This window comes from Pseudoclavibacter sp. CFCC 14310, assembly GCF_008831165.1.
GTDB lineage: Bacteria > Actinomycetota > Actinomycetes > Actinomycetales > Microbacteriaceae > Pseudoclavibacter_A.
Genome location: NZ_WBKC01000003.1, coordinates 1 through 24135 on the forward strand (window position 1 = coordinate 1; position 24135 = coordinate 24135).

General features: G+C 63.6%; 31 protein-coding genes and 1 pseudogene. 10 read left to right on the forward strand and 22 right to left on the reverse strand.

What is annotated here, in order from left to right:
• Positions 1-304 precede the first annotated feature (304 nt).
• The 15 genes and pseudogenes from F8O06_RS07365 to orn all read right to left on the reverse strand — a co-directional run bounded on the left by F8O06_RS07365 (position 305) and on the right by orn (position 9127).
• Positions 305-1309: a hypothetical protein gene (locus F8O06_RS07365; protein WP_225733439.1), complete on the reverse strand. Its 1005-nt coding sequence runs from the start codon at positions 1307-1309 to the stop codon at positions 305-307.
• Positions 1310-1363: 54 nt separating this feature from the next.
• Positions 1364-1636, reverse strand: a pseudogene (locus F8O06_RS12550) (WGR domain-containing protein); the annotation flags it as partial.
• A 274-nt stretch (positions 1637-1910) separates the two neighbouring features.
• On the reverse strand, positions 1911-2519 hold the full coding sequence (locus F8O06_RS07370) for a DNA-processing protein DprA (protein WP_158037827.1): 609 nt from the start codon (positions 2517-2519) through the stop codon (positions 1911-1913).
• Between the two features lie 55 nt (positions 2520-2574).
• Entirely contained in the window at positions 2575-2865 is a 291-nt protein-coding gene (locus F8O06_RS07375; RefSeq protein ID WP_158037826.1) for a hypothetical protein, read from the reverse strand.
• Positions 2866-3636: 771 nt separating this feature from the next.
• The gene (locus F8O06_RS07385) at positions 3637-4002 is read right to left on the reverse strand and encodes a hypothetical protein (protein ID WP_158037824.1); all 366 of its coding nucleotides are present in this window, start codon (positions 4000-4002) and stop codon (positions 3637-3639) included.
• Between the two features lie 67 nt (positions 4003-4069).
• Positions 4070-4330 (reverse strand): hypothetical protein, encoded by a 261-nt coding sequence (locus F8O06_RS07390; RefSeq protein WP_158037823.1) that lies wholly within the window; start codon positions 4328-4330, stop codon positions 4070-4072.
• Between the two features lie 535 nt (positions 4331-4865).
• The gene (locus F8O06_RS07395) at positions 4866-5288 is read right to left on the reverse strand and encodes a hypothetical protein (protein WP_158037822.1); all 423 of its coding nucleotides are present in this window, start codon (positions 5286-5288) and stop codon (positions 4866-4868) included.
• Between the two features lie 53 nt (positions 5289-5341).
• Positions 5342-5626: a hypothetical protein gene (locus F8O06_RS07400; protein WP_158037821.1), complete on the reverse strand. Its 285-nt coding sequence runs from the start codon at positions 5624-5626 to the stop codon at positions 5342-5344.
• Positions 5623-6168 (reverse strand): hypothetical protein, encoded by a 546-nt coding sequence (locus F8O06_RS07405; protein ID WP_158037820.1) that lies wholly within the window; start codon positions 6166-6168, stop codon positions 5623-5625. Before F8O06_RS07405 ends, F8O06_RS07400 begins: the two co-directional genes overlap by 4 nt.
• 8 nt (positions 6169-6176) lie before the next feature.
• On the reverse strand, positions 6177-6350 hold the full coding sequence (locus F8O06_RS12225; RefSeq protein ID WP_192496845.1) for a hypothetical protein: 174 nt from the start codon (positions 6348-6350) through the stop codon (positions 6177-6179).
• Positions 6347-7099, reverse strand: coding sequence for a hypothetical protein (locus F8O06_RS07410; protein WP_158037819.1), 753 nt, complete (start codon positions 7097-7099; stop codon positions 6347-6349). The genes F8O06_RS12225 and F8O06_RS07410 overlap by 4 nt, the downstream gene beginning before the upstream one ends.
• Positions 7100-7126: 27 nt before the next feature.
• Complete coding sequence (locus F8O06_RS07415; RefSeq protein WP_158037818.1) at positions 7127-7633, reverse strand: hypothetical protein; 507 nt, start codon at positions 7631-7633, stop codon at positions 7127-7129.
• A 44-nt stretch (positions 7634-7677) separates the two neighbouring features.
• Positions 7678-8322, reverse strand: coding sequence for a hypothetical protein (locus F8O06_RS07420; protein WP_158037817.1), 645 nt, complete (start codon positions 8320-8322; stop codon positions 7678-7680).
• Positions 8319-8540, reverse strand: coding sequence for a hypothetical protein (locus tag F8O06_RS07425; protein ID WP_158037816.1), 222 nt, complete (start codon positions 8538-8540; stop codon positions 8319-8321). The genes F8O06_RS07420 and F8O06_RS07425 overlap by 4 nt, the downstream gene beginning before the upstream one ends.
• A complete protein-coding gene (gene orn / locus F8O06_RS07430) occupies positions 8537-9127 on the reverse strand; it encodes an oligoribonuclease (RefSeq protein ID WP_158037815.1) in 591 nt (196 codons plus the stop codon). The genes F8O06_RS07425 and orn overlap by 4 nt, the downstream gene beginning before the upstream one ends.
• Before the next feature lie 88 nt (positions 9128-9215).
• Here orn and F8O06_RS07435 point away from each other — a divergent pair, with 88 nt between their 5' ends.
• Positions 9216-9398: a hypothetical protein gene (locus F8O06_RS07435; protein ID WP_158037814.1), complete on the forward strand. Its 183-nt coding sequence runs from the start codon at positions 9216-9218 to the stop codon at positions 9396-9398.
• Positions 9395-9571: a hypothetical protein gene (locus F8O06_RS12230; RefSeq protein ID WP_192496844.1), complete on the forward strand. Its 177-nt coding sequence runs from the start codon at positions 9395-9397 to the stop codon at positions 9569-9571. Before F8O06_RS07435 ends, F8O06_RS12230 begins: the two co-directional genes overlap by 4 nt.
• Before the next feature lie 5 nt (positions 9572-9576).
• Here F8O06_RS12230 and F8O06_RS07440 read toward each other — a convergent pair whose 3' ends face one another.
• From F8O06_RS07440 to F8O06_RS12395, 7 genes are all read right to left on the reverse strand, one after another.
• Positions 9577-9888, reverse strand: a complete 312-nt coding sequence (locus tag F8O06_RS07440; protein ID WP_158037813.1) for a hypothetical protein — start codon at positions 9886-9888, stop codon at positions 9577-9579.
• A 98-nt stretch (positions 9889-9986) separates the two neighbouring features.
• Positions 9987-11990, reverse strand: coding sequence for an NAD-dependent DNA ligase LigA (gene ligA / locus F8O06_RS07445; protein WP_192496843.1), 2004 nt, complete (start codon positions 11988-11990; stop codon positions 9987-9989).
• 7 nt (positions 11991-11997) lie between these two features.
• Complete coding sequence (locus tag F8O06_RS07450) at positions 11998-12582, reverse strand: TetR/AcrR family transcriptional regulator (protein WP_192496842.1); 585 nt, start codon at positions 12580-12582, stop codon at positions 11998-12000.
• The gene (locus F8O06_RS07455; protein WP_158037810.1) at positions 12579-12959 is read right to left on the reverse strand and encodes a hypothetical protein; all 381 of its coding nucleotides are present in this window, start codon (positions 12957-12959) and stop codon (positions 12579-12581) included. Before F8O06_RS07455 ends, F8O06_RS07450 begins: the two co-directional genes overlap by 4 nt.
• The gene (locus F8O06_RS07460; protein WP_158037809.1) at positions 12956-13741 is read right to left on the reverse strand and encodes a hypothetical protein; all 786 of its coding nucleotides are present in this window, start codon (positions 13739-13741) and stop codon (positions 12956-12958) included. The genes F8O06_RS07455 and F8O06_RS07460 overlap by 4 nt, the downstream gene beginning before the upstream one ends.
• Positions 13738-14046: a hypothetical protein gene (locus F8O06_RS07465; protein WP_158037808.1), complete on the reverse strand. Its 309-nt coding sequence runs from the start codon at positions 14044-14046 to the stop codon at positions 13738-13740. The genes F8O06_RS07460 and F8O06_RS07465 overlap by 4 nt, the downstream gene beginning before the upstream one ends.
• A 211-nt stretch (positions 14047-14257) precedes the next feature.
• The gene (locus F8O06_RS12395) at positions 14258-14578 is read right to left on the reverse strand and encodes a C40 family peptidase (protein ID WP_225733406.1); all 321 of its coding nucleotides are present in this window, start codon (positions 14576-14578) and stop codon (positions 14258-14260) included.
• Between the two features lie 292 nt (positions 14579-14870).
• Here F8O06_RS12395 and F8O06_RS07475 point away from each other — a divergent pair, with 292 nt between their 5' ends.
• The 8 genes from F8O06_RS07475 (at position 14871) to F8O06_RS07510 (ending at position 24118) form a co-directional block, all read left to right on the forward strand.
• Positions 14871-15398 carry a hypothetical protein gene (locus tag F8O06_RS07475; RefSeq protein WP_192496892.1) on the forward strand — a complete coding sequence of 176 codons (528 nt, stop codon included), beginning with the start codon at positions 14871-14873 and terminating at the stop codon, positions 15396-15398.
• Positions 15399-15507: 109 nt separating this feature from the next.
• A complete protein-coding gene (locus tag F8O06_RS12400) occupies positions 15508-17166 on the forward strand; it encodes a hypothetical protein (protein ID WP_225733405.1) in 1659 nt (552 codons plus the stop codon).
• Between the two features lie 90 nt (positions 17167-17256).
• Complete coding sequence (locus F8O06_RS07485) at positions 17257-18105, forward strand: DNA adenine methylase (RefSeq protein ID WP_158037805.1); 849 nt, start codon at positions 17257-17259, stop codon at positions 18103-18105.
• Between the two features lie 10 nt (positions 18106-18115).
• The gene (locus F8O06_RS07490; protein WP_158037804.1) at positions 18116-18358 is read left to right on the forward strand and encodes a hypothetical protein; all 243 of its coding nucleotides are present in this window, start codon (positions 18116-18118) and stop codon (positions 18356-18358) included.
• Positions 18345-18692 carry a hypothetical protein gene (locus tag F8O06_RS07495; protein WP_158037803.1) on the forward strand — a complete coding sequence of 116 codons (348 nt, stop codon included), beginning with the start codon at positions 18345-18347 and terminating at the stop codon, positions 18690-18692. Before F8O06_RS07490 ends, F8O06_RS07495 begins: the two co-directional genes overlap by 14 nt.
• Positions 18693-18751: 59 nt before the next feature.
• Positions 18752-19453: a hypothetical protein gene (locus tag F8O06_RS07500; RefSeq protein WP_158037802.1), complete on the forward strand. Its 702-nt coding sequence runs from the start codon at positions 18752-18754 to the stop codon at positions 19451-19453.
• 949 nt (positions 19454-20402) lie between these two features.
• Positions 20403-22784 (forward strand): hypothetical protein, encoded by a 2382-nt coding sequence (locus F8O06_RS07505; protein ID WP_158037801.1) that lies wholly within the window; start codon positions 20403-20405, stop codon positions 22782-22784.
• Positions 22784-24118 (forward strand): hypothetical protein, encoded by a 1335-nt coding sequence (locus tag F8O06_RS07510; protein ID WP_158037800.1) that lies wholly within the window; start codon positions 22784-22786, stop codon positions 24116-24118. Before F8O06_RS07505 ends, F8O06_RS07510 begins: the two co-directional genes overlap by 1 nt.
• Positions 24119-24135: the final 17 nt, after the last annotated feature.

Consider the following 24135-nt stretch of genomic DNA (forward strand, 5'->3'; position numbering starts at 1 on the left):
TGCTTCCCATATGATTACTGGGATGTAGCGTCACCCGAGGGGTGGTGACAGGGTGGTGACAGCGGTGACGGCGGAAATGTGTTAGGCTCTCCCCGTGCGAGCCGGGGAGAGCCTAAAAGTTTTTCGGCCCCGGTGCGCTTCTTCTGCGGTTCGGCCCGTTTCTGTAGCGCGGGTGGCCTTCGATCGCGTCCCACACATGGTTTTCACGGGTTCCGGGGGTTGTGTGGCGGTTTTCCGGAATGTTATGCTCTCGACCTAGCGAGAGAGAGCATACAGGTTCCCAAGGGAGCCGCTGGCGGCACGTTCAACGGTCAAATTCGACCAGATGAGACAGCAGAACCTGCTCTGGACGCCAGACCACCATCTCGTTGTTCCTCACCCCGCAAGTACCGCCTTTGACTGTGATCGAGTCAAACCCACCGGCATGTGCTTCTCGGACACTGGCCGAACCCCGCCACCCGCCATTCTGATACGGGCGGTATTCGTGACCGAGCACCGTCCTCGTCAGGAACATGCAGCAGTGCGGCTGATGTGCACCCGCCCACAGCCCGGCGGAGTAGTTCAGGCTCTTCGTCGACTGGTCCGAGAGGTACACACCGTCACCGAACATTCGCCCGGTGATCTGGATGCTGTCGCTGCCGTCTGATGCCGGAACCACGAGCCCCTGGTGCAGGATGGAGAGCACGTTGTGCACACGTGTTCCGTGCCACAGCTCACGGACGTTGCCGGCCGTGGAAGCCAAGCTCTCCCATTCAGCCGTTCGAGCCTCATCATGCTCGATCTTCCAGATGCGTCTAACCCGAAGCGACGAGGACCGATGACTGCTGTGCCGCCCGGCCTCGAAGAGCCGCAGCACACGCTGCTCCTCGTGAGCGTCGGCCAACGGCCGCAGACGCATGTTGAACAGCTGGCCGGCCTGCCCACTGTCCGGGATGCTCTGCTGATGGACTGCTGCGTCCAGCTGGTCGAGAAAGTCCAGCTGCTTTCTGCGATGCTCAGCTGACGCGCCGAAACTCTCCTGCCACCCACGCGGCACGCGCTGCGGGATGAGCGTCAGATACTCCTCGACCAACGGCAGACGCCTGCTCGGCTCCACCGCCATCCGGGCGATCAGAGCCCGCGCCCGGGCGACGCTGGAAGGCATAACCGGCCCGAGCGCACTCTCAACCTTGCCGGCCCCGTTCACGGTGATTCGACCGCCAGAGAAGTCCGCGATCTGATGCTTGTTCGAGCTGACCAGATAGTCGATCAGTCGCGAGAGTTCGTCGTCATTGACGGCAGAAAGCTGCTCATGTGCAGCGGCGCTCACTGCGGTTTCAGCGACCGCATTCGTAGCACCATCCTCTACGATCACATACCCTCGCGAACCCTTCGATCTGATCGTCTTTCGATAGAGACTGATGCCGCCATTGAGCGACTGACACTGGCCAGATGAACCGACTCTCCCCCACCGTTTTGTGACCGTATCCCCGTCACAAATGACTTCGTAGAACTTGTTGTTGTTGGCTTGAGCCGAGACTTTGATCATCATGGTCCGCTGAACACTCATGGACCATATGTGCGCGGACTGCGCGTCAGAGCTTGCGGATGACCATGTACGCACGGTGCAGTGTCTGGCACTCCCGAAAGGCATCATGGTCGCCGGCGACCGTGTCTGACATGCGTTGCCGGGACAGCTCCAGGAGTGCGTCACCGGCGTCTCTGAGAGCGCGATCCCTGATGCTGGCTCTCCAGGCCTCGAAGTTCTCCTGAGCCTGCTCCGGCTCGATTCCGTCGACAGCTTGGGCGCCTGCAACGTACCTCGACAGAACACTCTCACTTGTGATCGCGGTCGTCACGTCCGGCTCAGGCAATGCATGTGTTCCCATAGTCTCCCCCTCTGGTGGTGTCCTCTGGGGTATGCGCGGAACTCAACAAGCCTCAACCCAGCCGCGGAAGGTTGCAGGGGTGACCAGGTCGGCACCGGCCGCGAGCAGGGCATTCGAGCCAGCGGATTGCGCTGAAGTCACCGGGCCAGGCACTGCGCCGACACGTGTGAGCGTCCCTGATGCGGCGTGCGCCAGCCCGATGCTTCCACCACGTACACCGCTCTCGATGACCACGATGTGCGTAGCGAGCTGCGCGAGCAGCTGCAGACGTTCCAGGAACCGAGCACGTGTCGGCGCAGTGCCCTCCCCGTACTGGCTCACGCGGGGTGTCCGACTAAGACGCTCGGCGTTCCCGGCCGGGTAGAACCTGTCCAGGCCGTGAGCGAGGACGGCAACGTGTGGCAGGTCGAGGCTGAAGCAGGCATCCATGACGGCTGCGTCGATGCCATAGGCGCCGCCGGTCAGGACGACGGCGTTCGTCCCGGCGAGTTGTTCCACCATGAGTCTTGCGACTTCGACGCCGTAGCCACTCGCGGAACGGGAACCAGTGATCACCACACGCGGTCCGGTGTGGCGGAGCAGCTTCGCTGCACCAGCGCTCACATGCAGCGTGTTCATCAGATTCGTCGGGAGGCTCTGTGTCTCAGTCATGCACCAGATGTGCGCGGGGACATCCTGCAGATCCAGCGCCAGACGGTGCTCGCCACTATCGACGGTGCTCGGCGTGCTCCCAGTCGCAGGAGAGCCCACCTCGCTTCGCTCCGAGCATCGCCACGCAGGTCACATCCCGGCCGTCGACATTCACATGCTGGACCACGAGGTTCGCACTGCTGTTGCCGTCGGTGACCTCGGTCTTGCTGCCGCCCGTGGGACTGCATCCGGTCAGGCACAGTGCTGCTGCTGCTGCTGCTGCTGCTGCCACAGCGAGAGCCGTTGTGGTGCGAAAGTGTCGTCGGGCGCGATCGGACGTTGAACGCTGGTCGTCGTGTGTGGTCATTGTCTCTCCCCTGCCGTCGGGCTCATTCGGGTCTGTCTCGGTAGCGCAGGATATGCGCGGCCGCTCTCATGAGGCTTCCTTCGCGCCTGGTCCGGTACTCGAGCTGTCGTTCCAGAGCGACCTCCACCCATTGGGTGACGGAGACGCCAGACCTTTCCGCGCGCTGCTTGATTCGACGGCGAAGGTCCGCTGGTATCTGGATGGTGCTTCGCTGTATTGCTGTCACTGCGGTCTACCTCCCAGTCGTCCATGAACTCGCCCCGAACGACGATCCAAGGCGCTCAGTGCTCGCCAGTGCCACCATCAGGTGCCTCCCTCTCGACCCAATGCCAGTGCTCGCACGGGCGCACATCCGGATGCTCCGGGGTCGGCGAGTAGTGACCCAGCGCAGGGTGGCGTACGTCGCGGACGCGCTCATCACCTCGCCCCCACGTTGTCTCGATACGCGGCTCACCGAACTGACCATTCGGGTCGCTGAGCCCGGACTCCACATGCCAGTCGGGTGTGATCGGTGATCCCAAGAGTGCGTTCCGCTGCTCGCAGGTGATCTGTACAGGTCCAGAGATTCCACTCATGGTGATACCTGTGCGCGGTTAGTCCTGGGGGCCGGACGCACGCTTACCGTAGATCTCGTCAGCAGTGATCGTGTTCGCGTCTCTTCTCTGCTGCCGTACCATCTGTGACCCTTGAGCGAGTATCGCGCGCAGGTCTTCCCGCGTTCCATCCGAGGCAAGTTTGAGGATGCGTTCTGCCAGACCAAGGATGAGCCGATCACGAAGCTTCACAGCCTGCCTCCCTCTCGAACTGATCAGCGGCCTCGTTCATGTGCCTGAGAATCAACGCATCGGCCAACGTGATCCCCTTTTGTGCCATCAGCTTTTCGGCGTACCACCGGAGCACCTCGGCTTTCAGGTGAGCGAGCGCCGCAGACGGGGCCGTGGCGAGAATACGTACAAGGGCGCCTACGGGATACCCCTGCCGACGCAGCTCCTCCACCTCCGCCCGCACCTGCTCGATCACTGCCGTCAGACCGTCAGCGCGCGCGTTCGCCGCGTCGGTCTGCTCCAGCGCAGTCTTCGCATTGAGCGCAGCGACGATCTCTTCAGCGTCCGCGCGGTCATAGACCTGCGCGATCACACTTCCTTCTCGCTCCACCCACACGTGCCCGGTCGGAGGGTGAACACCGACCTTGGCAAGATGCTCATCAGTCATCGAACGCCTCGCTCCTGGTCTTCCTCGCCGCGATCAGACCCAGACGGGCTTTACGCAGCTGATGAGGCGTTGGCAGCAGCGTGTTGTAGAGCACCTTGGCGGCAGCGATAACCTCATTCTTGGTTGGTTTGGCGCGCAGTACCTCAGCGTCATGCTTCGCGAGCCACCGGTCGAACGCCCCGGCTCCGTACGGCTCCCAGTCATGCTCGATGCGGAACCGAATCTCGTCAGTTGTCGGTGTCTTCTCACTCATTGCTTGCTCCGCTCTCAATGGGTCGAATGGCGTAAGATCCGCCGACTGGCACTTCAACTTCGTAGTCGTGGAACCCGTTCGTGAATCGCAGTATCTGACCGTCTCGGGTGACTGTCTCAACGGGGTCATACCAGCCAATCTCTGTGCCCGTGGCATCGCAGATGACCAATTCGCTCATGGCTTGCTGCTCTCGGTCTGATTAGCGCGGAACCGAATCTGATCGGTCGACGAGATCACGTCACTCGTAGAACTTGAGCCCTCGCTCTCATTGCGACTCGGTTCACAGTGACCAGCTGAACCTGACGACATTGCTTCCTCCTGATCGGGCACTGACGCTTCTTTCCGCTGTTGCGCTTGTGTCGCCCGAATCGCCTTGTGCGCTTCCCACAGGGCCCAAGCGAAGAGCCAGATGGGGAGCAGCAGCACCCATGCGGGCATGAGCTCGTCGTAGACGGCTATGGCGAGAGGCAGGAACCCGATCGGGCCGGCGAGGAGGCAGATTAGGTTGAACCGGCCGCCCCAAGGTTCGACGTGCTTACTTGGCTGGGTCACTTGGTGCCACCTTTGAGGTAGTCGCGATGTCGAACCCGTTGGCGGTGTCGACGCGGGCTTCGCTGAACAGTCCCCTGACCCGCTCAGCCTGGTTCCACGCGCCGAAGTCGATGCCACGAGACACAGCAGCCTGCACCACGTCATCAAGGTTCGTCGGATCTACAGATTCGTCTTCCCACGGGTTGTACATATATGGGTTGCCCGGCTCGTCTTGAGTGAGTGTCGCCCGCACGCTCTCGACCACCGTGGTCAAGCGGTCATGCTCGCTCACCAGTTTCCTGGCCTGTTGCAAGATCAGCTCGTGATCGCTCACGTCATCTGAGTCTTCGACCCCGAGGACGTCGAGCATCTCGGTGCGCCATGACTGCTCGTCAGCCAGCGCATCAGCCTCAGTCGGTTCGCACATCAGCGGAGCCCCTTTCGTGGTTCGATCGGCTACTGCGTTACTGTGCGCGGACCTCACCGGTGCTCGCCACTCTGGGGTGCCTGTGCTGTCTGCAAGAGGCGTTCGATCTCCCAGGCCATTGGGCGCGGAAGGAATTGGCGGTTCGCATCGACCCACTCCTGTATTCGCTGCAGTCTTGACTGTGCCTCTGCCCCCACGGCGATGGCCTCTGAGAGGGCCTGGGCACGCCGGTCGGATTCCGCCAGGATCATGCTTCGTTCGGCGTCGCGTGCGGCGATTTCCTGACGGAGCTGGCGCAACTCAGGTGTGGCAGCGCGTGCGCCCATGTTGCGCGTCATGATTCCTGCTGTCGCTCGTTGTAGGTGGCCAACGCTCGCTTGAACTCGCCAGCGGTGATCTCAGTCCAGGTCGATTCCCAGTCACAGAGGTTGTTCTCATCGTGCTCGTCGCCGGCAGCTGAGCAACCTGTGTAGATCACACCGTCGAGGGCGAACGAGATGTAGTTGAAGACATGGCTGCCCCCTGTTGCACGGTCGAACTGCCAAGCTGAGCTGATTGCCCCGGGGAGACGCTCTGGCTCGTACCGCACACAGCGCATCACCATTGCGGCTGGATTATTCCGCCATGGGCGCCAGTAGTTCTCACGCGAGCCAAACCGTTTCCAGCGGCCGGAGGCCGGCTCTGTTTCACTGATGATGCCGCTCAAGTACTGTGTCGCATCGAACGTGCACCCGCTCAGATACCCGGTGCCACCGTACTTGTCGGTCAACTCCTTTGCCTTCTTGCGGAATGCGTCCAGAGCATCCTGATTCAGGCTATGGGTCTTTGCGACTTCGGGGCTCGTGGTCTTTGCATACTGTGGGAATACCGTTGCGCTCATGGGGAGCACTATGCGCGGGCGGCATCCTCGACGATCTGACATCCGGGGTGCAGGTCAGTGAGACGTTGGGCTTCCGCCTCGATGCCGGCGTCGTTCAGGTGAGCAATGTCCGCCCGTTCCAGGACTTCACCGGTGTCTTTGTCGACGGCGGTGAGCCACATGTCTTCGCGAAGCGGGTTCATGCTGCACCTTCCGAGGTCTGATTGCCGGTGAGGCCCAGCGCGGTCGTGACCGGGACTTCCTTGCCGTCGCGCCCGTAGATGTGCACCTCGCCTGAGAAGCTCAGCAGCCAGGCGATCCCGGATGCGACGTCGGCGGGGTTGGCGCCGGACCAAACGGAACCACCGTCTCGGTTGGCCTTCACATACTCGTCGATGCTCTCATCTGGCCTCTGGTCGGTGATCCGCCAGACATGTCCGGTGCCGATGCAGCCCGGCATGTCGAGCACCTGGCCGGTGATCGCTTCCTGCAGCTGTGATCGAGTGTCCTCTTCGATGTCGGCGAACTCCGCGAGGCAGTCTTTGAGTGCAGTCTTGCGTGCATCGCTCATTGGGCGTCCCCCCTGTGAACGTCGTCGCAGATGAGCGACCAGTGGGACCTCGATACCGGCGATGATGGCGTTCACGTCGGAGCGGGCTTCCTGCACACGGCGTGCGCGGTCCCTGGCGCATGCCCCGAACTGGTCGTTCGGGTCCCAGTCCTGGTCGGCGGCCGACAGAGGGATGTTGGCAAGCATGTCGCGCTCGAGTGCCTGCAACCGCAGAGAGATGTCTCGGATGATGCGGTGGCTGGCGTCCAGTTCGAGGAACGTCTCACGGAGGTCGGCGGTGTCCACTTTGGCGGTCGCCTGCCCTGCGTACGCTGACCTGGTCAACGCGAGGCGGGCGTTCTTCACGCCGTGACGGTGCCGTGCTTCGCTGTGTGTGCTCATGCAGAGCACTATGCGCGTGGATGCCGGTCAGCGTTTTGGTTTGAGCTGCTCCCCAAGACCGAACTTGCCGCCCAAGGCGGTCAGCCCTGCGAGCACGGCGAGACCAGCCGCCGACATCCCAATCTTCTGGATCTTCTCCATGAACTGTTTGTGCTCGGAGTCCTTCGCCGATTCTTCTTGAACCGTTTGGTGCACGAGTGCCAGGATGCGCAGCCGATCCTCAGCCGTCAGGTCGTCGCGTTCGAGCTCACGTTCAAGCATCGCTCGATACTCGGTGTGTGCTGTGTGAACCTTCTCCTGACTGATCCAATTCGCATCCGCGACTCTGGCGGTGTTGCTCGTGGCTTTGTCGAAGGCGTTGAGTGCGAGCTCCTTGAAATTCGGGAACTGGGCGACCACGCCCAGAGCGACTTCCTTGCTCATGTTCGGCAGGTCGGAGACGAAAGCGATCAGCTTGTCCTTCGACAGGTTCCGCCAGGAGTCGAGCCCGAGCCGACGCTTCAGGCTCTCTTCATCCATCTCTTCGCTTGACATGGCTCCCCTTGCGCTCAGCGGTGATCGTTCTCGACCTCCCAAGTCTACGGTGTGAGCAGGGCTGTCCAACGGCGGGCCCACCTGTTGTACCAGCGGGCGCTTCGTCGACTTGCTCTCGTCGACCGGCTGAAGAATCGGTCGTTGACGCCTGGCATGTCATCATCGTCTGTGTCGGGAGCCGAGACGTCGCCGGTGTCAGGTAAGCCGAGCAGGGTTCGCCCAGCTCTGCAGCTCAGGGTGTAGGCGTTCCCGTATCCGTGCATGAGTCCGAAGCCGATCATGTCCGCCGAGTCCTCCACCGTCTCCTGCACACGGTCGAGGCGGGTGTCGGCGCCATGGATGAGTGAGGTGATGCGCTCATCGAGCTGCGCCTCCAGACTGCGCAGAGGGGCGCGCTCCAAGTCTCGGGCGACAGCTGCGATCTGCTCCAGCAGCGGCCGCCGGTAGTGATCGGCGACCATGCTCTCGCTGATGCCGAAGAGGGCCGCGCCTCCCCGGATGAGCTGGAGCGCCTGTGGCGACAGGTCACCGTGACGGCCTCGAAACTCTTCAACGATCGCTGAGAGGCGCCGACCGACACGCTTGGATGCTGCTGCCTCGGCTCTGAGTTCGTACGCTGTAGCAGACAGGCCGCCCGCACCACCCCCTTCGCGGGCGGGCTGTGCCCATGGTCTGTTGCCGGTTCTCATGCCACCTGCTTCGCGTCAGGAGCGAGCATCAGTCGTTCCAGCCGCACAACGGGCCGACGTCGGTCGTGCTCGTCCACGGGTCGCAGCATGGCCGTGTCACGCCAGGGTTCATCCCGGGCCCGGAAGATGGCCTCCACCACCCAGACACCCGAGTGTGCGCTGCTGGTGACGGTGTCATGTGCGACCAGCGTTCGACGAGGCCTCGGTTTCGGCATCATGCGTGCCCGCCGCCCAGTTCAGCCAGCTGCCAGCGGTATTCAGCGATTGAGCCCATGATGTCGTCCCAAGCGGTGTGTTCGGGCTCAACGTCCTCCAGCGGGCTCCCGTGATGCCCGAGTGCCTCGAGCACGAACCGTGTCGACGAGCAGTCCACCACACGGTAGTGCAGCCACTTCTCGACAGCGGGAAGTTCCGCTTCCAGGAACTTTCGATCCAGTGCGACCGAGTTGCCGGCCAGGCGTGCCTGACGCTGTTCGGGGGCGAACCGTTTGATGTAGTCGAGCAGTTCGGTCTCCACCTGAGCACGTGGCGTGCCGGAGGCCAGCCGCCCCCAGAGACCTGTTCGTGAGTGCATGGCTTTCACGAAGTCATCGGCTGCGCCGCGCAGCTCCAATGCCTCACTCGGTGTGTAGCGGATCACCGCATGGTATCCGCCGTCGTCGACGATGGTGCCTCGGGCGTCCGTGATCCGGCATGCGATCTCCAGCAGTCGGCTGCCTTGCGTGAACGGGCAGAGTCCGTTCGTCTCCGTGTCGATCCAGGCAAGGCGTCGCTCGCCGACCGGGAATTCATTCTGATGTGCCATGGTGGCCTCCTCGCCGGAGACTATGCGCGTGGACAGATTCCCTTGTCTGCGAGGGGCGTTCGGTCCGTGATCGGGCCAGACTGAGAGGATGATGATCGAACCGGGAACCGAGCTCGCACACGTCGAGGATCAGATCGACGAGCTGATCTGCCAGCTCGGATGGGCGATCCAATACCGCAATCTGTGTCGCGCCAGTCGAGGGCGGGTCTTCACCGTCGCTGACTGGCAGGAGAAGGTCGACGGTCTGCCGGCGGTAGAATCACGGGCATGAACGTGTTCATCACCTACCGGACGCCACGCGAGAATCCAGGGCATGACGACACCGTCGAGGTGCCAGTCCTGAAGGCATCCGGGTCGGGACCCGATTACGAGACCGCGAAGGCTGCTGCGCTGGCGCAGATCCCTGAAGGTCAGCTCCTGCTGAGCTACTACGTCGAGGACTGAAGGCGTCAGTCGACGTCCGGAAGCCCACCGCGGATCGACGGGAACGACAGGCCATTCCTCCCCAGCCACAGGTCGAAGCTCGCCACGGTGAACGTGTGCGGCTCCCCGACCTGGATCTTCTCGGCGATCCGGTCCTGACGTTCCCCGAGATGACCGGCATGGAGGATGGGGCAGTCTGAACTCACAATCTCCACGTACGCCGTCCGACGCGCGTGCACCGAGTCCACCGACGTTAGAGTGCACGTCACCGTGGTCGTGGACAGTGCGTTGCCGACGACGAAGATCACTCCGCTCAGGATGAGCAGGAACAGCAGCACCGCGAGCAGTAGACCTACGGCACATCCGATCCGTCCGACCGGTTTTCGTTGTGCCCACATGATCTGATGCAGGTCTTCAGCCGCAGTGCGCCGCTGTCTCACACGAGATCGCCGACCATGATCGCGAACTCTTCCGGTGTGACGATCCGGACACCGAGGTCAGTGGCTTTCTTCCACTTCGAGGACCCTTCCTCCCCACAGACCAGAAGTGAGGTCTTCTTCGACACTGACCCGGAAGCTTTCCCACCCGCACGTTCGATCAGCTCGTTCATCTCATTGCGAGACAGGTTCGACAGTGCCCCGGTCATTGCGCCGGTGACCACGACCGTCATCCCGTTGAGAGGTCGGGCACCTCGATCGTCGGCGTCGGGCTCTGCGCCCATGTTGACCCCGGCGGCGGCGAGCTTGTCGAGGACGGGCGCCAGACGGTCGAGTCCCTCGCGGAACAGTCGAGCACGTTCCGGGCCGACACCTTCGACCTGCTGAAGGTCGTCGACGCCGGCGGCTCGCAGTGCGGCCATCGTGTGGAAGTGTGCGGCCAGACGGCGCCCGAAGGTGCGGCCTGAACGACGGATGCCCAGCGCAGTGATCACACGGGCCAGTGGCCGTGTCTTCGCCGTCTCAATCTGGGCGTGGATCTTTGCGGCGTTCCGTGCCCCGAGGGTGCGTCCCTCGCTGAGCTGCAGGGCGGTGAGCTCGTCGACAGTGAGACCGAACAGGTCAGCGATGTCGCCGATCAGCTCGGACTCCACCAGTGCGGCAGCGATCTCCCCGCCGATGCCTTCGATGTCGAGGCAGTCGCGGCTGACTGCGTAGGAGACCCAGGAGCCGAGCGAATCCGCTGGGTCGGTTGAGCGCCAGATCACCTCGCTGGTGTCGAGCGGGCTGCCGGACTTCGGCGACACCCGCTCCGGGTCGTATGGCTGCTCGCTGCCCTCACGCAGTTCGGGGAAGCTTCGGCTGATCCGTGGGATCACGTCGTTGGCTTTGTAGACCTCGACGGTGTCCCCGATACGGATGTCGCGGTCATGGATGAACGCGAAGTTGTGCAAGGTTGCACGTGCGATCGTGGAGCCGTCGACGTGGACGGGATCGAACACTCCGGTGAACGAGATGTTCCCGGTGCGGCCGACATCCATGACGATGTCGCGCAGCACGGTCGTCGCTTTCTTCGCCTCATACTTGTACGCCATCGCCCAGCGTGGGGCCCGGGAGGTCGAGCCAAGCTTCGGACGAATGTCGGCACGGACCGCTTTGATCACGATGCCGTCAGTCGGATACGGATAGTCATCGTGCTCACGGGCGACACCGAACTTCTCGACCGCTTCGAGCACTGAGCGCTCGGCGGTGTGTGGGACGTCGCCCAGGAGGTCGCTCGACGGCAAGAAACCGAGAGCATGGAGGTGTGCTGCTGCGGCGTTCACATCCTCGGACGATCCGGGAACGTCGTAGGCGATGAACGTGGCATGCGTCTCATAGTCGATGCTGTCCGCTCTGACGGTGCCTGCGATCGCATTCCGGGGGTTTGCGAACGCGGTCTTCCCGGCAGCGACACGGTTCGCGTTCGAAGTAGCGAAGTCCGATTTCGACATGAGCAGCTCACCCCGGACCTCAAGCTCCACGGAAGGGTGGACGACGTACGGCACACCGTGGAGATTGCTGATGGAACGCACTCGCTCGGTGATGTCCTCACCGGTGCGGCCATCCCCGCGGGTGGACACACGCACCAGCCGCCCGCCCCGGTACTCGATCGAAATGGCGAGGCCGTCGAGTTTCGGTTCCACAGTGACCGGGCTGCCGAGAGCGACCATGGATGTGGTGAAAGACTCGATCTCGTCAAGGCTTCTGACCTTGTCGAGCGACAGCATCGGAACCTCGTGTGAGACGTCCGTGCCTTCAGTACTGAGCCCTCCACCTGGAGCGCTGAACAGACGGTGGAACACCACCTGGTCAGGGTGAGCTTCCTCGAATGCGGCGATCCTTTCGAGCAGCGCGTCGAACGCGGCGTCCGACATGATCGGCTCACTGCTCTGGTAGTAGGCGGCGTTTGCCTGTTCTGCGAGGCGGATGTCTTCGAGGTAGCTGGAATGCTCAGTGGTCATGCGGCACTTATGCGCGGGCTGCAGCGAGGGCAGCGATCGCCGAGCGTCTGGCGTCATCGCTGGTGAGTGCCCGTCCGCCGCCCATGAACGCCGTGGGCAGCAGTGATCCGAGCAGAATGTCACAGATCACTGACACGTCGATGTCTCCGGTCACCTCACCGCGGGCACTGGCCCGGTCGATGATCGCCTGCACCCGGGCCCTGCGCGGAGCGACGACATGGTCGCCGAGCCCCTCCCCCGGTGCGGGCTGACGGACCGCCAGCATCATGAGCGTCGGGAATGCAGCGTGAAAGAACGGGTCGTTGAGCATCGCGACCTCCTCTTCCTGCAACGCCACGAGGTCGTCGAAGAGTTCGCCGGTGTCTGGCGCCGCAGCGGGAGGGAACCGCCGAGCCAGGGTCGCGAGAAGGGCGTGCTCCATGTCTGGGTAACGGCGGTAGAAGGCCTGACGGCTGGTTCCGGCTTGGTCCGCGATCTCAGCGATCGTGGTCTCCTCGACACCTTGCTCGAGAACCAGCGTGACGAGAGCCTCGTCAATGGCAGCATCAAGGCTTGCGTCACGCGGACGCCCACCTGTTCGTTTCTTTCTCATGACTGCTCCCATCTCAGGATACCGATCATATCTTCGCCGACCTTTCTGATCAGCAGTGCGGTCTCATGCCGGCCCATGCACTGCACCTCGCCGATGCACCTGGCGCCCATGATGGCGCAGACCATCAGCTCAACCTGATCGCGCGGAACGTCAGGAAGCGCATGCATCCAGGGCTTCATCGCGTCGATCCGTTGTGCACCACTGCCGGGCTGCGCGATCGCGAGTCGCATGCCGGCGTACACCTTGTCATCGTGCTCGTAGAGGTCAGCGAAACGGTCCAGCAGCTGCCTCGGTCCGAGCTCTGAGTCTACGTGCTCATGCACTGCAGCCCAGACGCGCTCCCGCTCGTCTTTCATCGGGTCGGCGACCTCGCTCATCTGGTCACCCCCAGCTTGACTCGGACTGTGGCTGAGTCGCTGAGCTGCACTCTCGCGCGTATGTCCATCAGTTCTCTCCCTCTGTGTGACAGGTCGCGCAGACGGTCGAGAGTGACGGTTGTCTCTCGCATGATCTGTCTGACGGTCGGTGCTCGACTCACTTGTATGCGTCGCATCCAGATGTCCCCGAGCTCGTCTCGGGATCGGCCGGTCTCTGCGACGATCGTGGTTTCGATGAGTTCGCCGACAATGGCGATCACGTTGCACAGCGGCAGAGCGACCTCTGGCTCGTGCTCGGCGATGAGTGTGGAACTGCTCGAGTCCCAGTCTCCGACGTCGGTGACCGGGTGCGGAAGTCTCGGGTCGGACAGCCCGCTGTCCAGCCCTCCGACATAGGTACCTCCGACGGCTACCGGGAACCCTCCGATCGTTCCGGTGTAGGTCGTCACACCATGGTCCTCACCGTCCAGCTGCAGGTTCACCGGGATACGTCCGTCCGTCGACTCTGGGTGAGCAGGTGTGCGCACGTCCAGGTGTGTGACTGCCCAAGGTGCTTTCGGGCGGAGACTGCGGAGCAGGAGGTCGACGATCGCTACGACGTCAATCGACGACAGGTGGTGCACGTCGCGACCTGGTCCCTCTCCTACGGAGACGACTGCAATCCCACCGATGTGTGTGTCGTCTTGCTCGGTGACGTCGACCGAGCAAGACGTTCGTCGCCAGCCTGCGCCGAGGTACCGCTTGTCAGACGGCCCGAGCACGGACTCAATCCTCGTGCTCATTTGGCTGGGTCTTGGTCAACGGAGATGGACTCCACGCGGTCATCGAGGATGGAACGGATGGCAGCGAGGATACCGGTCAGTGAGTCGACCGGCGTGGCTGGTCCGACCGAGCTGTAGTCCACGGTCACGACGGGTGTCCCGTCGAGCTGCATGTGGCCGGTTCGAACCTGTGCCGCTGAGACTCCGGGTAGCGAGTCGACGGCTGAGCGCAGGCGCTGGACTTCCGCTGCTTCGGGCAGTCCGTCCGGGACGTGGAGGATCAGGCGCAGCCGGCTGGGCGCGGTGTTCGCGGATGTCATGGGCATGATGTGGTGTCCGTTTCTGTGTGGTGGTCACTGCTGACTTGTCGGGCTTCCATGGCTGCGGCGAGATCGTCGATGGTTTCGCCGCTCGGTGCGTCAGCGGGTCCGATGAAGTTCTCGGCATCCCACACGGGGATCAGCAGGTCCCCGATGAGCAGCCAGGACTGCGGACGTCCGATTCCACGCGGCGTCTTTCCGAGGGTTGCTCTGAGCATCAGCTGATCCGTACGAAGGTCGTCATGCCGACGGCGTCAACGGATGAGACTTTGACGACGTCTCCGGGTTTGGGAGCATGGATCATCCGGCCTCCTCCGATGTAGATGCCGATGTGGCCCGGTTTCCAGACCAGGTCGCCGGGGCGGGCTTCATCGCGGTTCACCTGTGTGCCTGCGGCTCGCTGGGCTGTGTCCACCCGCGGCAGCCGGATGCCGAGCTGTGCGTAGACGTACTGGACGAGCCCTGAGCAGTCGAAGCCGTCGGGCGTGGTGCCGCCCCAGACGTATGGCGTGCCGAGGTATCTGTAGGCGATGGTCACCGCATCGCTGTCGGCCTCTGCTGGGCTGTCTTGACTGTCCGGCGAGGCAGCAGCTGATACAGCGGAGGAGGACGGTTCATCGTCTGAGGTGGCCGGGATACTGGCCGGCGGTTCCGGCGTTGACGCTGCCAGCGGAGGTGTGGAATCGAGCTCGTCGTTTGTGCTCGCGGCGGCGTTGACGTGTAGTGTCTGGTGCAGTGCACCGGTCTGGGGAGGGCTCGTCCGCAGCGCAGTCGTTTCGATTGTCTGAGCATGGGCAGCCGGGGCACCAGCTACACAGAACAGACCCGCGATGAACACTGCAGTCAGACCTGCAGTGCCTTTCGAAACACTCGTCACGCGCGCCTCCTCCAGTTCGCCAGTCGACACCTATGCGGAGCCGACCGGAAGAGCAGATAGGAGCACGCTGTTGCAAATCGAAATCGACGTCCCGACCAGCTGGATTGCTGCTCCGCCTTGGCCTCATCCGCTGCGTTCCCTTCTTCCTCATCCGGTGCTTTCCTTCGACAGTCCAGACCGTCTTCGACATGTGGACGCCGGGCCGATAGAAGATCCCCTCACCTTGGACTCGCTCCTGAACCAGGTCGCGAAACTCGGCGGTATCGAGGCGGGCCTGCTCCCCGAAGTTCGGCTTCATCCGCTTGGCGAAATGCTACGCATCGACACGGTCAGCCCCTTCGGTGTCACAGGGGCAGTCACGGTCGAAGGCGCAGGTCAGTTCCTGATCATCTGTGCGTCGAAGACCGACGATGACTTCGATGCACTGGAGCTCTTCGACCACATGATCACGTCATTCACGATCGTTAGGTTACGACCGTAGCGTTACGGGTGTATTCTTCTTCCGCGCACAAGTGCAGCAGGAAGGAGTTTCGACCCCCGTTGAAACGAGACCCGGTCACAGTGGCCGGGGTGGGTCGAGCCACACAATCATGGAGACCAACACCCGCAAGACCCTCTACGGAGGCATCGGAATCGCGTCCGCCGCCCTGGCGTTGACAGTCGCCCCGGCCGCCGCCAACGCAGCCGAAGACACCGAACCCGCAGCGCCCGTTGCAAGCACTGTGGCACCCGCGGAACAGACCCCCGCGACGTCATCGACCAAGACCGTAGAGGTCGGCCCAAACGGCTCGACCAGCACGACCAACTCGACCGCGGCGAAACCGGCTGAGAGCGCACCGAAGCCCGCAGCGCCCGCTGCGAAGCCGACCCCCAAACCTGCCTCCACCGAGCACGCAGCCCCGAAGCCCGCGGAGCAGCCGAAGGCAGCACCCGCCCCAGCGCCGAAACCTGCCGTGGCCCCAAAGACTGCGGCCGACGACACCCACAGCACGCCGGCAGCCTCAGGGGGCACGGAGCACACCACACCCACCCCCGCACCAGAGGCTGACAGCAAGACCACGCCGGAGCCCGCTGCTCCTGAGCAGGACCAGTCGAAAGACAATGCGTCCACGGCCCAGCAGACGGAAGCCCAGCCGGTCGCTAAAAAGGATGCCGCACCTGCAGACGAGCAGAGCACCGCACTCGCACCCGCCGACGCCATCGCTCCTGCTTCAGAGGCCGCTGCCGACACCCCGGCCGCCCCGAAGCGCGTCGCCGAGAACACCTCAGCGAAAGACAACGGCTTCGTGACCAGCCTTGCCACCGACCTGGGAACGCAGCAGAACCGCTACACGATCAGCGTGAATGGGAAGACCGCGTTCACCGGCCGAACCGGCAGCCTCGAAGCGTTCTCTGACGTCACTTACGACGGCGACAAGCCGGTCGGCACACCGACGTGGTTTGCGAAGGTGTTCGGCCTGACGCTCGATGAGCTGCTCGCTGCCGTACCCGACGGCGACAGCACACTCACCGTCACGCTCGACGGTGACACGAAGTCGCTGTTCATCTACGGAATCAAAGCGAGCACGCCGACCCCTGACCCGGTTGATCCCGTCGACCCGGTCGATCCGGTGGACCCTGTCGATCCCGTGGACCCGGTGGACCCTGTCGATCCCGTGGACCCGGTGGACCCTGTTGACCCAGTCGATCCGGTGGACCCGACTGATCCCACTGATCCGGTGGACCCCGTTGACCCCGTGGACCCGGTTGACCCAGTTGATCCCGTCGATCCGGTGGACCCGACTGATCCCACTGATCCGGTGGACCCCGTCGATCCGGTGGACCCCGTCGATCCTGTCGACCCGGTCGATCCGGTGGACCCGACTGATCCCACTGACCCGGTTGATCCGGTTGACCCCGTCGACCCCACTGATCCGGTCCAGCCGGCAGACCCGACTGATCCGAAGGACCCCGCGGAGCCCACTGATCCTGCACAGCAGACCGACGTGGACACCCCCGCGAGTGATGGGGCCGCAGCGGCCGCAGCTGTTCCGGCCAAGTACACGGTGGAGTCGTTCACTACGCCGGTGCCGCAGCGCTACACCATGCACGGCGACGGCACAGTACAGCTCGCCGAGCAGGGTGCCTCCGGCGATGAGAGCCGTCTGGCACGCACGGGATCTGACGATGCCCTCGTCCTCGGAGGCGGACTCGCGCTGCTGCTCGTCGGCGCCGCAGTGACCGCAGCCTCACGTCGTCGTCGCTGCTGACCCAGCTCCGCTCCCGCGAACTCGCCCCACGTGTTTCTCCATGGACACGTGGGGTGAGTTCGTTCGTTCTCCACCCACAGAGGACCCCACGTGCCCGCACTCCCCCGTTCGCCTCTCCGCTACCCAGGCGGGAAGGCCACCATCACCCCGCTGATCAGTCGTCTGCTCGATCCATCCGAGGTGGAGCTCGTCGAACCGTTCGCCGGCTCGGCGTCACTGAGCATCGCGCTGCTCACCGCAGGGCTGGTCGACCACGCACACATTGCTGACGCAGACCCCGGTATCGCCGCATTCTGGAACGTCCTCACCACGGACTGCCAGTCGCTGATCGTCTGGTTCGCGTCAGTCACCCCGACCCTGGAGGCGTTCCAACACTGGCAGTCCGTCGACACCAACGACTCACGAACACTCGCTCGACGGACCCTCTTCCTCTCACGCACGGCCTGGGGAGGCATTCCGACCGCAGGACCTATCGGCGGCTGGACGCAGTCCGACGGTCGGCGCATCACAGACCGGTGGAACCGAACGGAGACGCTCGTCAGGCTCGCGAACGTCGCAGAGCTCGCAGCAGCAGGAAGACTCACCGCAGCAGAGCACTCCGCAGACTGGCGTGAGACACTCGCCGCACACCCGAACGAACTCGCATTCATCGACCCGCCATACCGCCGCGACGGCGACAGACTCTATCGGCACCGGTTCACCGCCCATCAGCAACTCGCTCAGACGCTGCACGACCGCCCCGGACGTTCCCTCATCACCTACGGTGACGACGCATTCATTCGATCGCTCTACCGCACGGCCACAGTCATCCCTGTCGATCGACGGTACTCATCTCTCACCTCTTCAGAGGATCGAACAGAGATCCTCATCGACACACGCCCCGGCGGGAACCGTCAGCAAAGTAGTCGCTACAATCAGTCGAGCACACACCACGAATGAAAGACGCCACATGCCCCGCAAACCACGTGACCCTGAACGCACTTACGCCGTTGTCATCGACGAGTACAAGACCGCCCGTCTCGAAGCCGACCAGCTCAAAGAAGCCAGCAAACAGGCCAACGCGAAAGCCGCGAAACTCAAAGCGGAAGCCAACCGACTGAAGAAGAGCGCAATCACCCGATCCGAGCGGAAAGTCGCCGAAGCCAAAGCAGAACTGCAGCGGGTGCTCGACCTCGTCAATGCCGACGACTGACGCGATCCCCCACGGCACCAAAGTCGGCTACAGCTACCACGGCTGCCGCTGCGAAGCCTGCACACAAGCGAACACCCGAGCACACCGGATGACCGCATTCGGCAGACGCTACCGTGACCTCACCCTCACCACCGGGCAGCTCACCAGACTCACCCTCGCGCTCACCGCAGCGATCGCAGACGGCCTCCCCGAAGCCGACACGCTCCGCGACGTGATCATCAGCGGACTCGAAGACGCACTGCGCGAACAGCACCCGGACGCCGAACACAGCCCGAACCTCAGACTTCCGAGTGGCGCGCTCTATCAGGTGGCGCTGCCGCCTGCACTATGGTGAGTTAGACAACAAAAATGATGTAGACCAATCCGATTCACCGGTTGGTACTAGGGGGCACAATGAGCGCGAAACAAGAACACGACAATCAGACCGATGGAAGTGAGGTCCCCAGAAAAGTCTGGATCTCTGCATCACTATCTCTGGTGCTTCTTGTTATATGGTCTCTCGTTCCACTGCTCCTTCCGGACCTCGACACCTTCGTCTGGAATTCAATCAGTCTTATTGGCGTGGCCCTCACCATTGTTGCTATCGGCATCGCCTTCCTCATCTTTCGTAAGCAGGACCGAGACTCCGCGCAAGCTCAAACGCAGACAAACGGCAAGTTGGACAAGATCAGCGACCAGATGAGAAAGTTCACTGATCGTGCCGCTCAAACCCCTCTATCCTCCATAGAGGAACGGTACCAAGAAGACGAAGAGAGCCACGGTGAAGAAGATGACGAACACGTCATCGAATCTGCTAAAGGAAGTACTCGAGTAGTCGATGGAAAGAAGGGGACCGTTCTGCAACAAGAGGATGTCCCCCTCTACGTAATTGGAGATTTAGCCACCGCTTGGCGCGACATGCCAGACCAGAGCGGCCGTTGGACCGTCTCCAACCTTGTTGATGCTTGGCGTGCTGATGGCCAAGGAAACAATCCGTGGTACGTCACGTTCGAGTCAACTAATGGTGATCAGCGTGTCTGGCGTCTCTACCGTGGAGGCAAATCGAAAAGAACACCAACTGCTAGAGATGTGACACCAGATATGATGGCGCAGTAGTCGGCTCATCCATACCCTTGCAACAGCCGGCAGGCCCGTGGTGCACTGACGGTTCAGAGCAAACCCGGCGACAGCCGAAGCCACCCATAGTTAAGTGCTCGCCCCTCCCACTCCGCCGGCCCGGAGGGCCGGCTTCGTCCCGGGGCTCGCGCGCAGCGGCACCCTTCCCGTCTTCCCCGTTCGTTCGGCTCGCCTGACCTTCACGTCTCCCCGAAACGCCGACTGGACGTCGGCCTTCCTGACCGTTCGTGCCGGCATGGCCTCACCCCGTCACCCGTCCGACTTTCCGGTCTGAGGTCCACCCTCACCGGGTGCACCTTGGGGCTTCGCCCCGCCCAGCCCTCCCACGCCTGGCTGGTTCCGGCCACGTGCGCTCCGACCGTGTTCGCTGCGCGCCGCCTCGTCTCGGCATCCCGCACCACGGTCCCCCTGACTCCGTTCGTTCACCTTCCCGGTGGGACCTCAGCATGGTGCCCTGCATGCTCACCTTCGACCAAGGCGACTGCGTCGCCCGCGCAGCCCGCATGCACCCTCTCGGAACGTCACCACAGGGTGCACCGGAGGCCCACGTCACCGGTGCGTGGGCACGACCAGTGCTCACCGGAACGCACCGCGTTCCCGCGACGAAGTCGCCGAGGCGAACCCACGGTTCGACTCCACCGGCACCCGGGCAGACGGGTGACGGCAAGCGATGCGCCCACGGGACGAAGCACCGGACCGAGGGAGCATCGCGCAGCCCCGACCACCCCAAGGGGAAGACCGACGCGACCCCAGAGACGGACGACGAGCCCAGCACCCACAGGAGCGCACGAGGAGGACGGAACAGGGCGGCGCAGCGCGGCGGTCGAGAACAGCCCCGAGTGGGAGGGGTGCCGGAGGGGGCGCGGTCGGCGGATTGGACTGGGCTTTCTCGGAGGGTTCGTGCGGAAGATACGCATATGTGATCTGCATGACTGATTTCCGTTCGTTCCTCCTCACCCGGGCTGGGACCATCGAGGCGAATCCGACGACGTTCATCATGCGCTCGAAAGCGTGGGCGAACGCGCGGCCGGACGGTTCGACCATCGTCGTCTGGCGTGATGAGGCCGGCATCCACAACGCCGTCGTCACCCCAGAGGATGCGTCCGCTCGTGACTCTGCGGTGAAGCTCGCCGTGTCTGTCGCCGCCCACTCAGATGAGTCGGACATCGAGCTGCCGCTGACCCCAGTGGTGCGTGGTGCTCGCATTCCCCGGCGGGTGTCCATTGAGACACGTGAGACGGTCGCAGGAGCAGACCCTGCGGAGACTGCTCGGGCGCTGGCCTTGAGCCTCGCGGTCGGCGACTGGGTGGCGATCTCTTCCCGTCAGCCCGCCCGTCGGGAGAAGAAGTGGTGGCGGCGCTGGCTGTCCGCACAGTTCGGCAACGAACGCAGCCAGCATCATTCGACACGTGAGGGGGCGTCGGTCGTCGCCGTCTACGCGGGGTCGGTGGATCGTGTGTCGGCGGACAACCTGCTGCATGCTGTGTTCGCGGCGCTGCCAGGCTTCGACCTGCCGATCGAGACGTACGCTCCGTCGACGTGGAGTGCCTCATCACCGGTGTTCGGGCTCTCGTTGGCCGCGGCTGTCGCGGCGCTGGTCACCGGAGCGACCGGTCGGCTGCAGCTGGTGACGACGCTGTTCTGGGTGTTCGCCGCCGTCGGGGTGCTCGTCACGCTGCTGGTCGGTGCCGGGCGCATCCCCTCACTGCCGTCGAAGGTCCGGGTGGGCCGGTTCACCGGGCTGTTCCCCGTCCGCCGTGCGATGCTGCGTCGACCGCGGCCCCCGAAACGATCCTTCGTCGACAAGGATGGCGTCACCCATGACTCAGAGCCTGGCGACTATCCGCTGCCGCGTACATCGTTCATGGTCGGCGCTGACCTGATCGCCGCGTTCGCCGCACCCCAGGCTGGTGCCGCATCCGGTGAGAACAGCACCGCCGGGCGCGAGGCTCCCGCGGCTGTTCAGGACAACGTCGGGCCGCTCATCGGCGTCGCCGGTGACATCGGTGTGCACCTGTCTGCAGCGGACATGTTCTCTGGCATCATCGCCCTCGGCTCGGCCGGCACCGGCAAGTCCGTGTTCGTGCACAATGTGTTCGGCTGGACGACGTTGGAGAAAGCGAATCCGAGTGGACGACCGGGGTTCCCAGGAGCCCGGAATGCGGTGATCGCGTTCGAGAACAAAGGCGACGGCGCAGACCACTATGTGCGTTTCGCACAGTACGCCGGGGACCCGGTCTACCGTGTCGAGCTCGGGGATCCGGCACGAGCTGGGATCGACCTGTTCCCGCCTCAGATCGGGTCTGTCGAGTTCCGTGCCCGGCTGGCGGCTGGTGCGTTGAAGTACACGTTCGGCGAGGACTCCATTCAGGAGCGTTCGTTCGACACTCTGCGTCGCGTTTTCGCTGCCGCATTCGTGATCTCTGAGCATCCGGAGGGCATCGCCACCGTGGTCGACGGTGTCCCGGACGCTGGTTCGCCGTTCCTGTATGCGGCTGCCCTGATGGGTGAGCGCGGCGATGATGTGGCGGTCGCTCTCGCCGGTCAGCTGCAGGGTGAGGCGATGCGTCTGGATGCCGGTGAGGGCACCGATCTGGGGTTCGCGTCGACACAGATCACGCCCCTGTTCTCCGGGCTGACACCGTCGAAGCGCGGCGACCTCTTCCAAGCTCCACGGAACAAGATCACGAACCTCCTGGCGGCGGAGCAGTGGTGGGCGCGCCCGGCGCGACTCACCTGGGATCAGGTGCTGGACGAGCATCTCACCGTCGTGGTGAACACCGGCCAGTCGCATGGCGGCCGCCCGATCGACGACAAGCTCACGGAGGAGATGTCGGGGCTGCTGATGTACACGCTCTATGATGCGATCAAACGTCGGTGCTCCGGCTGGCAGGAAGTCGACCGCCACTGCACGCTGTTCGCCGACGAGCTCAAACTCCTGGCCGGAAAGAACCCGGAGATCATCACATGGCTGCGAGACCAGGGTCGCTCGTACGGTGTGCAGCCCGTGTTCGCGACACAGCGGACCGAGCAGCTGGACAAACGGGTGAAGGAGGCCGTCACCGGGTTCGGTACGGTGCTCGCTTTCGCCCAGGACAACCCGCAGGTGGCGAAGCAGCTCGCTGACGATTTCGCCGCGGACGGATCTCCTTGGCTGCCGGCCGACATCGTGAACCTTCCACCGTATGTGGCGATTGTGCGCACGAAAGTGGCGAAGACCAGGCAGCCGGCGTTCACCTGCGCGCTCACGAACTTCGAGGCCGCTGACGGCACCGTCGTCGAAGACTACCGGGCCGCGCAGGGGTACTGATGGCCGGTGCTCCCCCGGCACTCTACGAAGGTGCCACTGGTCTGCTCGCCGATGCACGTTCGAGCGCGACTGCCGGACTTGCCGCAGGTGAGCGCATCGACCCGTTCTGGTCTGATTTCTGGCCGGTCGGCTCGAAAGCCTCCTGGGTGAACGTCCACCAGATGCGGCGCCAGGTTGCCTCCGGTTTCGCTCGCGTCCCCTACTGGCTGAACGGTAATGGGACTGCGGCACTGCAGCGGTTGCATGGGCATCGTCTGCAGGAGACGTTGGCCATCGTCGGTGCGCTCACCGTGTGGCAGAACATGTCGGCGGAGCAGCTCGCCGCAGTCACTGGCGTGGCCCGGGTCGCCACTGGGCGTTCGGCGCTGATGACGGATCTCTTCCACCTCGGTTTCGTCGAAGTCGGTGTGCACGCGGATGCCCTCCGACGCACAGACCGGTCAGCCAGATCGAACCTCTACCGGCTGACCCGCACTGGCGCGATCGAACGGACACTGTACCCGCTGACCTCGTACGCGGAACGGCTGAAGGTGACCGCCGGTGTCGAAGAGGGTGCGATCGGTGCCGGCATGCACGACCGGCATGGTGTGGTGGCCACAGAGCTGGGTCTGCGCATCGCGGAGACCGGCAGTGTGGCGGTCATGCTCGGCGAGCATCTCGGACGGGTGCAGGACCTGATCAGCGGAGGGTGGCATCCGTCGTTCGATGCGGACGCGGTCGCCCTTCGAGGTGACGGGCTGCGCGTTGCGATCGAGTTGACAGCGTCGACGTCGAACGTCCCAGCGAAACTCGCACGGTGGGCCAGGTTGCTCGCGTCGAAACCCCTGCGTGACAGTGGCCTGATCGTGCTGTTCGTCACCGCTGAGAACCCGAACATTGACTCTTCCGTCAGCCGCAATGTCCGCAAACGCACGTTCGACGCTGTGCGCCTCGCGGTGCGGAACACCCCGGGTTTTCCTGGGAATCGAACGGCTGAACGGATCGGCGTCATCGACTGGCGTGACTGGTACCCGTCACCGGGCAGGGTCTCACCGTGGGCTGCGGCGCTGAACGTCTGGTTTCCGAGCGGTCCGCCGGACGTCCCTTGGGAGATGAGGAGCCTCGCGGACCCGTTCGACGTTGAATTCTCCCCTCGTTTCGACGCGACCGCCGCCATCGACAACCTCGGCAGATGCTTCGGAAACCCGCAGTGGCTGCGAAGCGGTCATCGGACGGTCGACCCTGTCGCCGCCCACCTGGCTGGCCTCTACGGATACGCCCCGACGGACCTTGCCCCGCGAGTATCGAACAACGGCATACCGGCTGGTGTCATCCCGCCCAGGCAGCGCTGGTGAGTCCACGCGCATAGGTG

Bases quoted from the DNA above. Each gene is read 5' to 3' on its own strand.
- F8O06_RS07465 (WP_158037808.1), bottom strand. From the start codon at position 14,046: ATGCCCATGACATCCGCGAACACCGCGCCCAGCCGGCTGCGCCTGATC.
- orn (WP_158037815.1), bottom strand. From the start codon at position 9,127: ATGGCACATCAGAATGAATTCCCGGTCGGCGAGCGACGCCTTGCCTGG.
- F8O06_RS07455 (WP_158037810.1), bottom strand. From the start codon at position 12,959: ATGAGCGAGGTCGCCGACCCGATGAAAGACGAGCGGGAGCGCGTCTGG.
- F8O06_RS07490 (WP_158037804.1), top strand. From the start codon at position 18,116: ATGCCCCGCAAACCACGTGACCCTGAACGCACTTACGCCGTTGTCATC.
- F8O06_RS07400 (WP_158037821.1), bottom strand. From the start codon at position 5,626: ATGACGCGCAACATGGGCGCACGCGCTGCCACACCTGAGTTGCGCCAG.
- F8O06_RS07475 (WP_192496892.1), top strand. From the start codon at position 14,871: ATGAACACTGCAGTCAGACCTGCAGTGCCTTTCGAAACACTCGTCACG.
- F8O06_RS07495 (WP_158037803.1), top strand. From the start codon at position 18,345: ATGCCGACGACTGACGCGATCCCCCACGGCACCAAAGTCGGCTACAGC.
- F8O06_RS07390 (WP_158037823.1), bottom strand. From the start codon at position 4,330: ATGAGTGAGAAGACACCGACAACTGACGAGATTCGGTTCCGCATCGAG.
- F8O06_RS07500 (WP_158037802.1), top strand. From the start codon at position 18,752: ATGAGCGCGAAACAAGAACACGACAATCAGACCGATGGAAGTGAGGTC.
- F8O06_RS07435 (WP_158037814.1), top strand. From the start codon at position 9,216: ATGATGATCGAACCGGGAACCGAGCTCGCACACGTCGAGGATCAGATC.
- F8O06_RS07375 (WP_158037826.1), bottom strand. From the start codon at position 2,865: ATGACCACACACGACGACCAGCGTTCAACGTCCGATCGCGCCCGACGA.
- F8O06_RS07505 (WP_158037801.1), top strand. From the start codon at position 20,403: ATGACTGATTTCCGTTCGTTCCTCCTCACCCGGGCTGGGACCATCGAG.
- F8O06_RS12400 (WP_225733405.1), top strand. From the start codon at position 15,508: ATGGAGACCAACACCCGCAAGACCCTCTACGGAGGCATCGGAATCGCG.
- F8O06_RS12225 (WP_192496845.1), bottom strand. From the start codon at position 6,350: ATGAACCCGCTTCGCGAAGACATGTGGCTCACCGCCGTCGACAAAGAC.
- F8O06_RS07460 (WP_158037809.1), bottom strand. From the start codon at position 13,741: ATGAGCACGAGGATTGAGTCCGTGCTCGGGCCGTCTGACAAGCGGTAC.
- ligA (WP_192496843.1), bottom strand. From the start codon at position 11,990: ATGACCACTGAGCATTCCAGCTACCTCGAAGACATCCGCCTCGCAGAA.
- F8O06_RS07405 (WP_158037820.1), bottom strand. From the start codon at position 6,168: ATGAGCGCAACGGTATTCCCACAGTATGCAAAGACCACGAGCCCCGAA.
- F8O06_RS12230 (WP_192496844.1), top strand. From the start codon at position 9,395: ATGAACGTGTTCATCACCTACCGGACGCCACGCGAGAATCCAGGGCAT.
- F8O06_RS07395 (WP_158037822.1), bottom strand. From the start codon at position 5,288: ATGTGCGAACCGACTGAGGCTGATGCGCTGGCTGACGAGCAGTCATGG.
- F8O06_RS07410 (WP_158037819.1), bottom strand. From the start codon at position 7,099: ATGAGCACACACAGCGAAGCACGGCACCGTCACGGCGTGAAGAACGCC.
- F8O06_RS07370 (WP_158037827.1), bottom strand. From the start codon at position 2,519: ATGACTGAGACACAGAGCCTCCCGACGAATCTGATGAACACGCTGCAT.
- F8O06_RS07510 (WP_158037800.1), top strand. From the start codon at position 22,784: ATGGCCGGTGCTCCCCCGGCACTCTACGAAGGTGCCACTGGTCTGCTC.
- F8O06_RS07420 (WP_158037817.1), bottom strand. From the start codon at position 8,322: ATGAGAACCGGCAACAGACCATGGGCACAGCCCGCCCGCGAAGGGGGT.
- F8O06_RS07425 (WP_158037816.1), bottom strand. From the start codon at position 8,540: ATGATGCCGAAACCGAGGCCTCGTCGAACGCTGGTCGCACATGACACC.
- F8O06_RS07450 (WP_192496842.1), bottom strand. From the start codon at position 12,582: ATGAGAAAGAAACGAACAGGTGGGCGTCCGCGTGACGCAAGCCTTGAT.
- F8O06_RS07415 (WP_158037818.1), bottom strand. From the start codon at position 7,633: ATGTCAAGCGAAGAGATGGATGAAGAGAGCCTGAAGCGTCGGCTCGGG.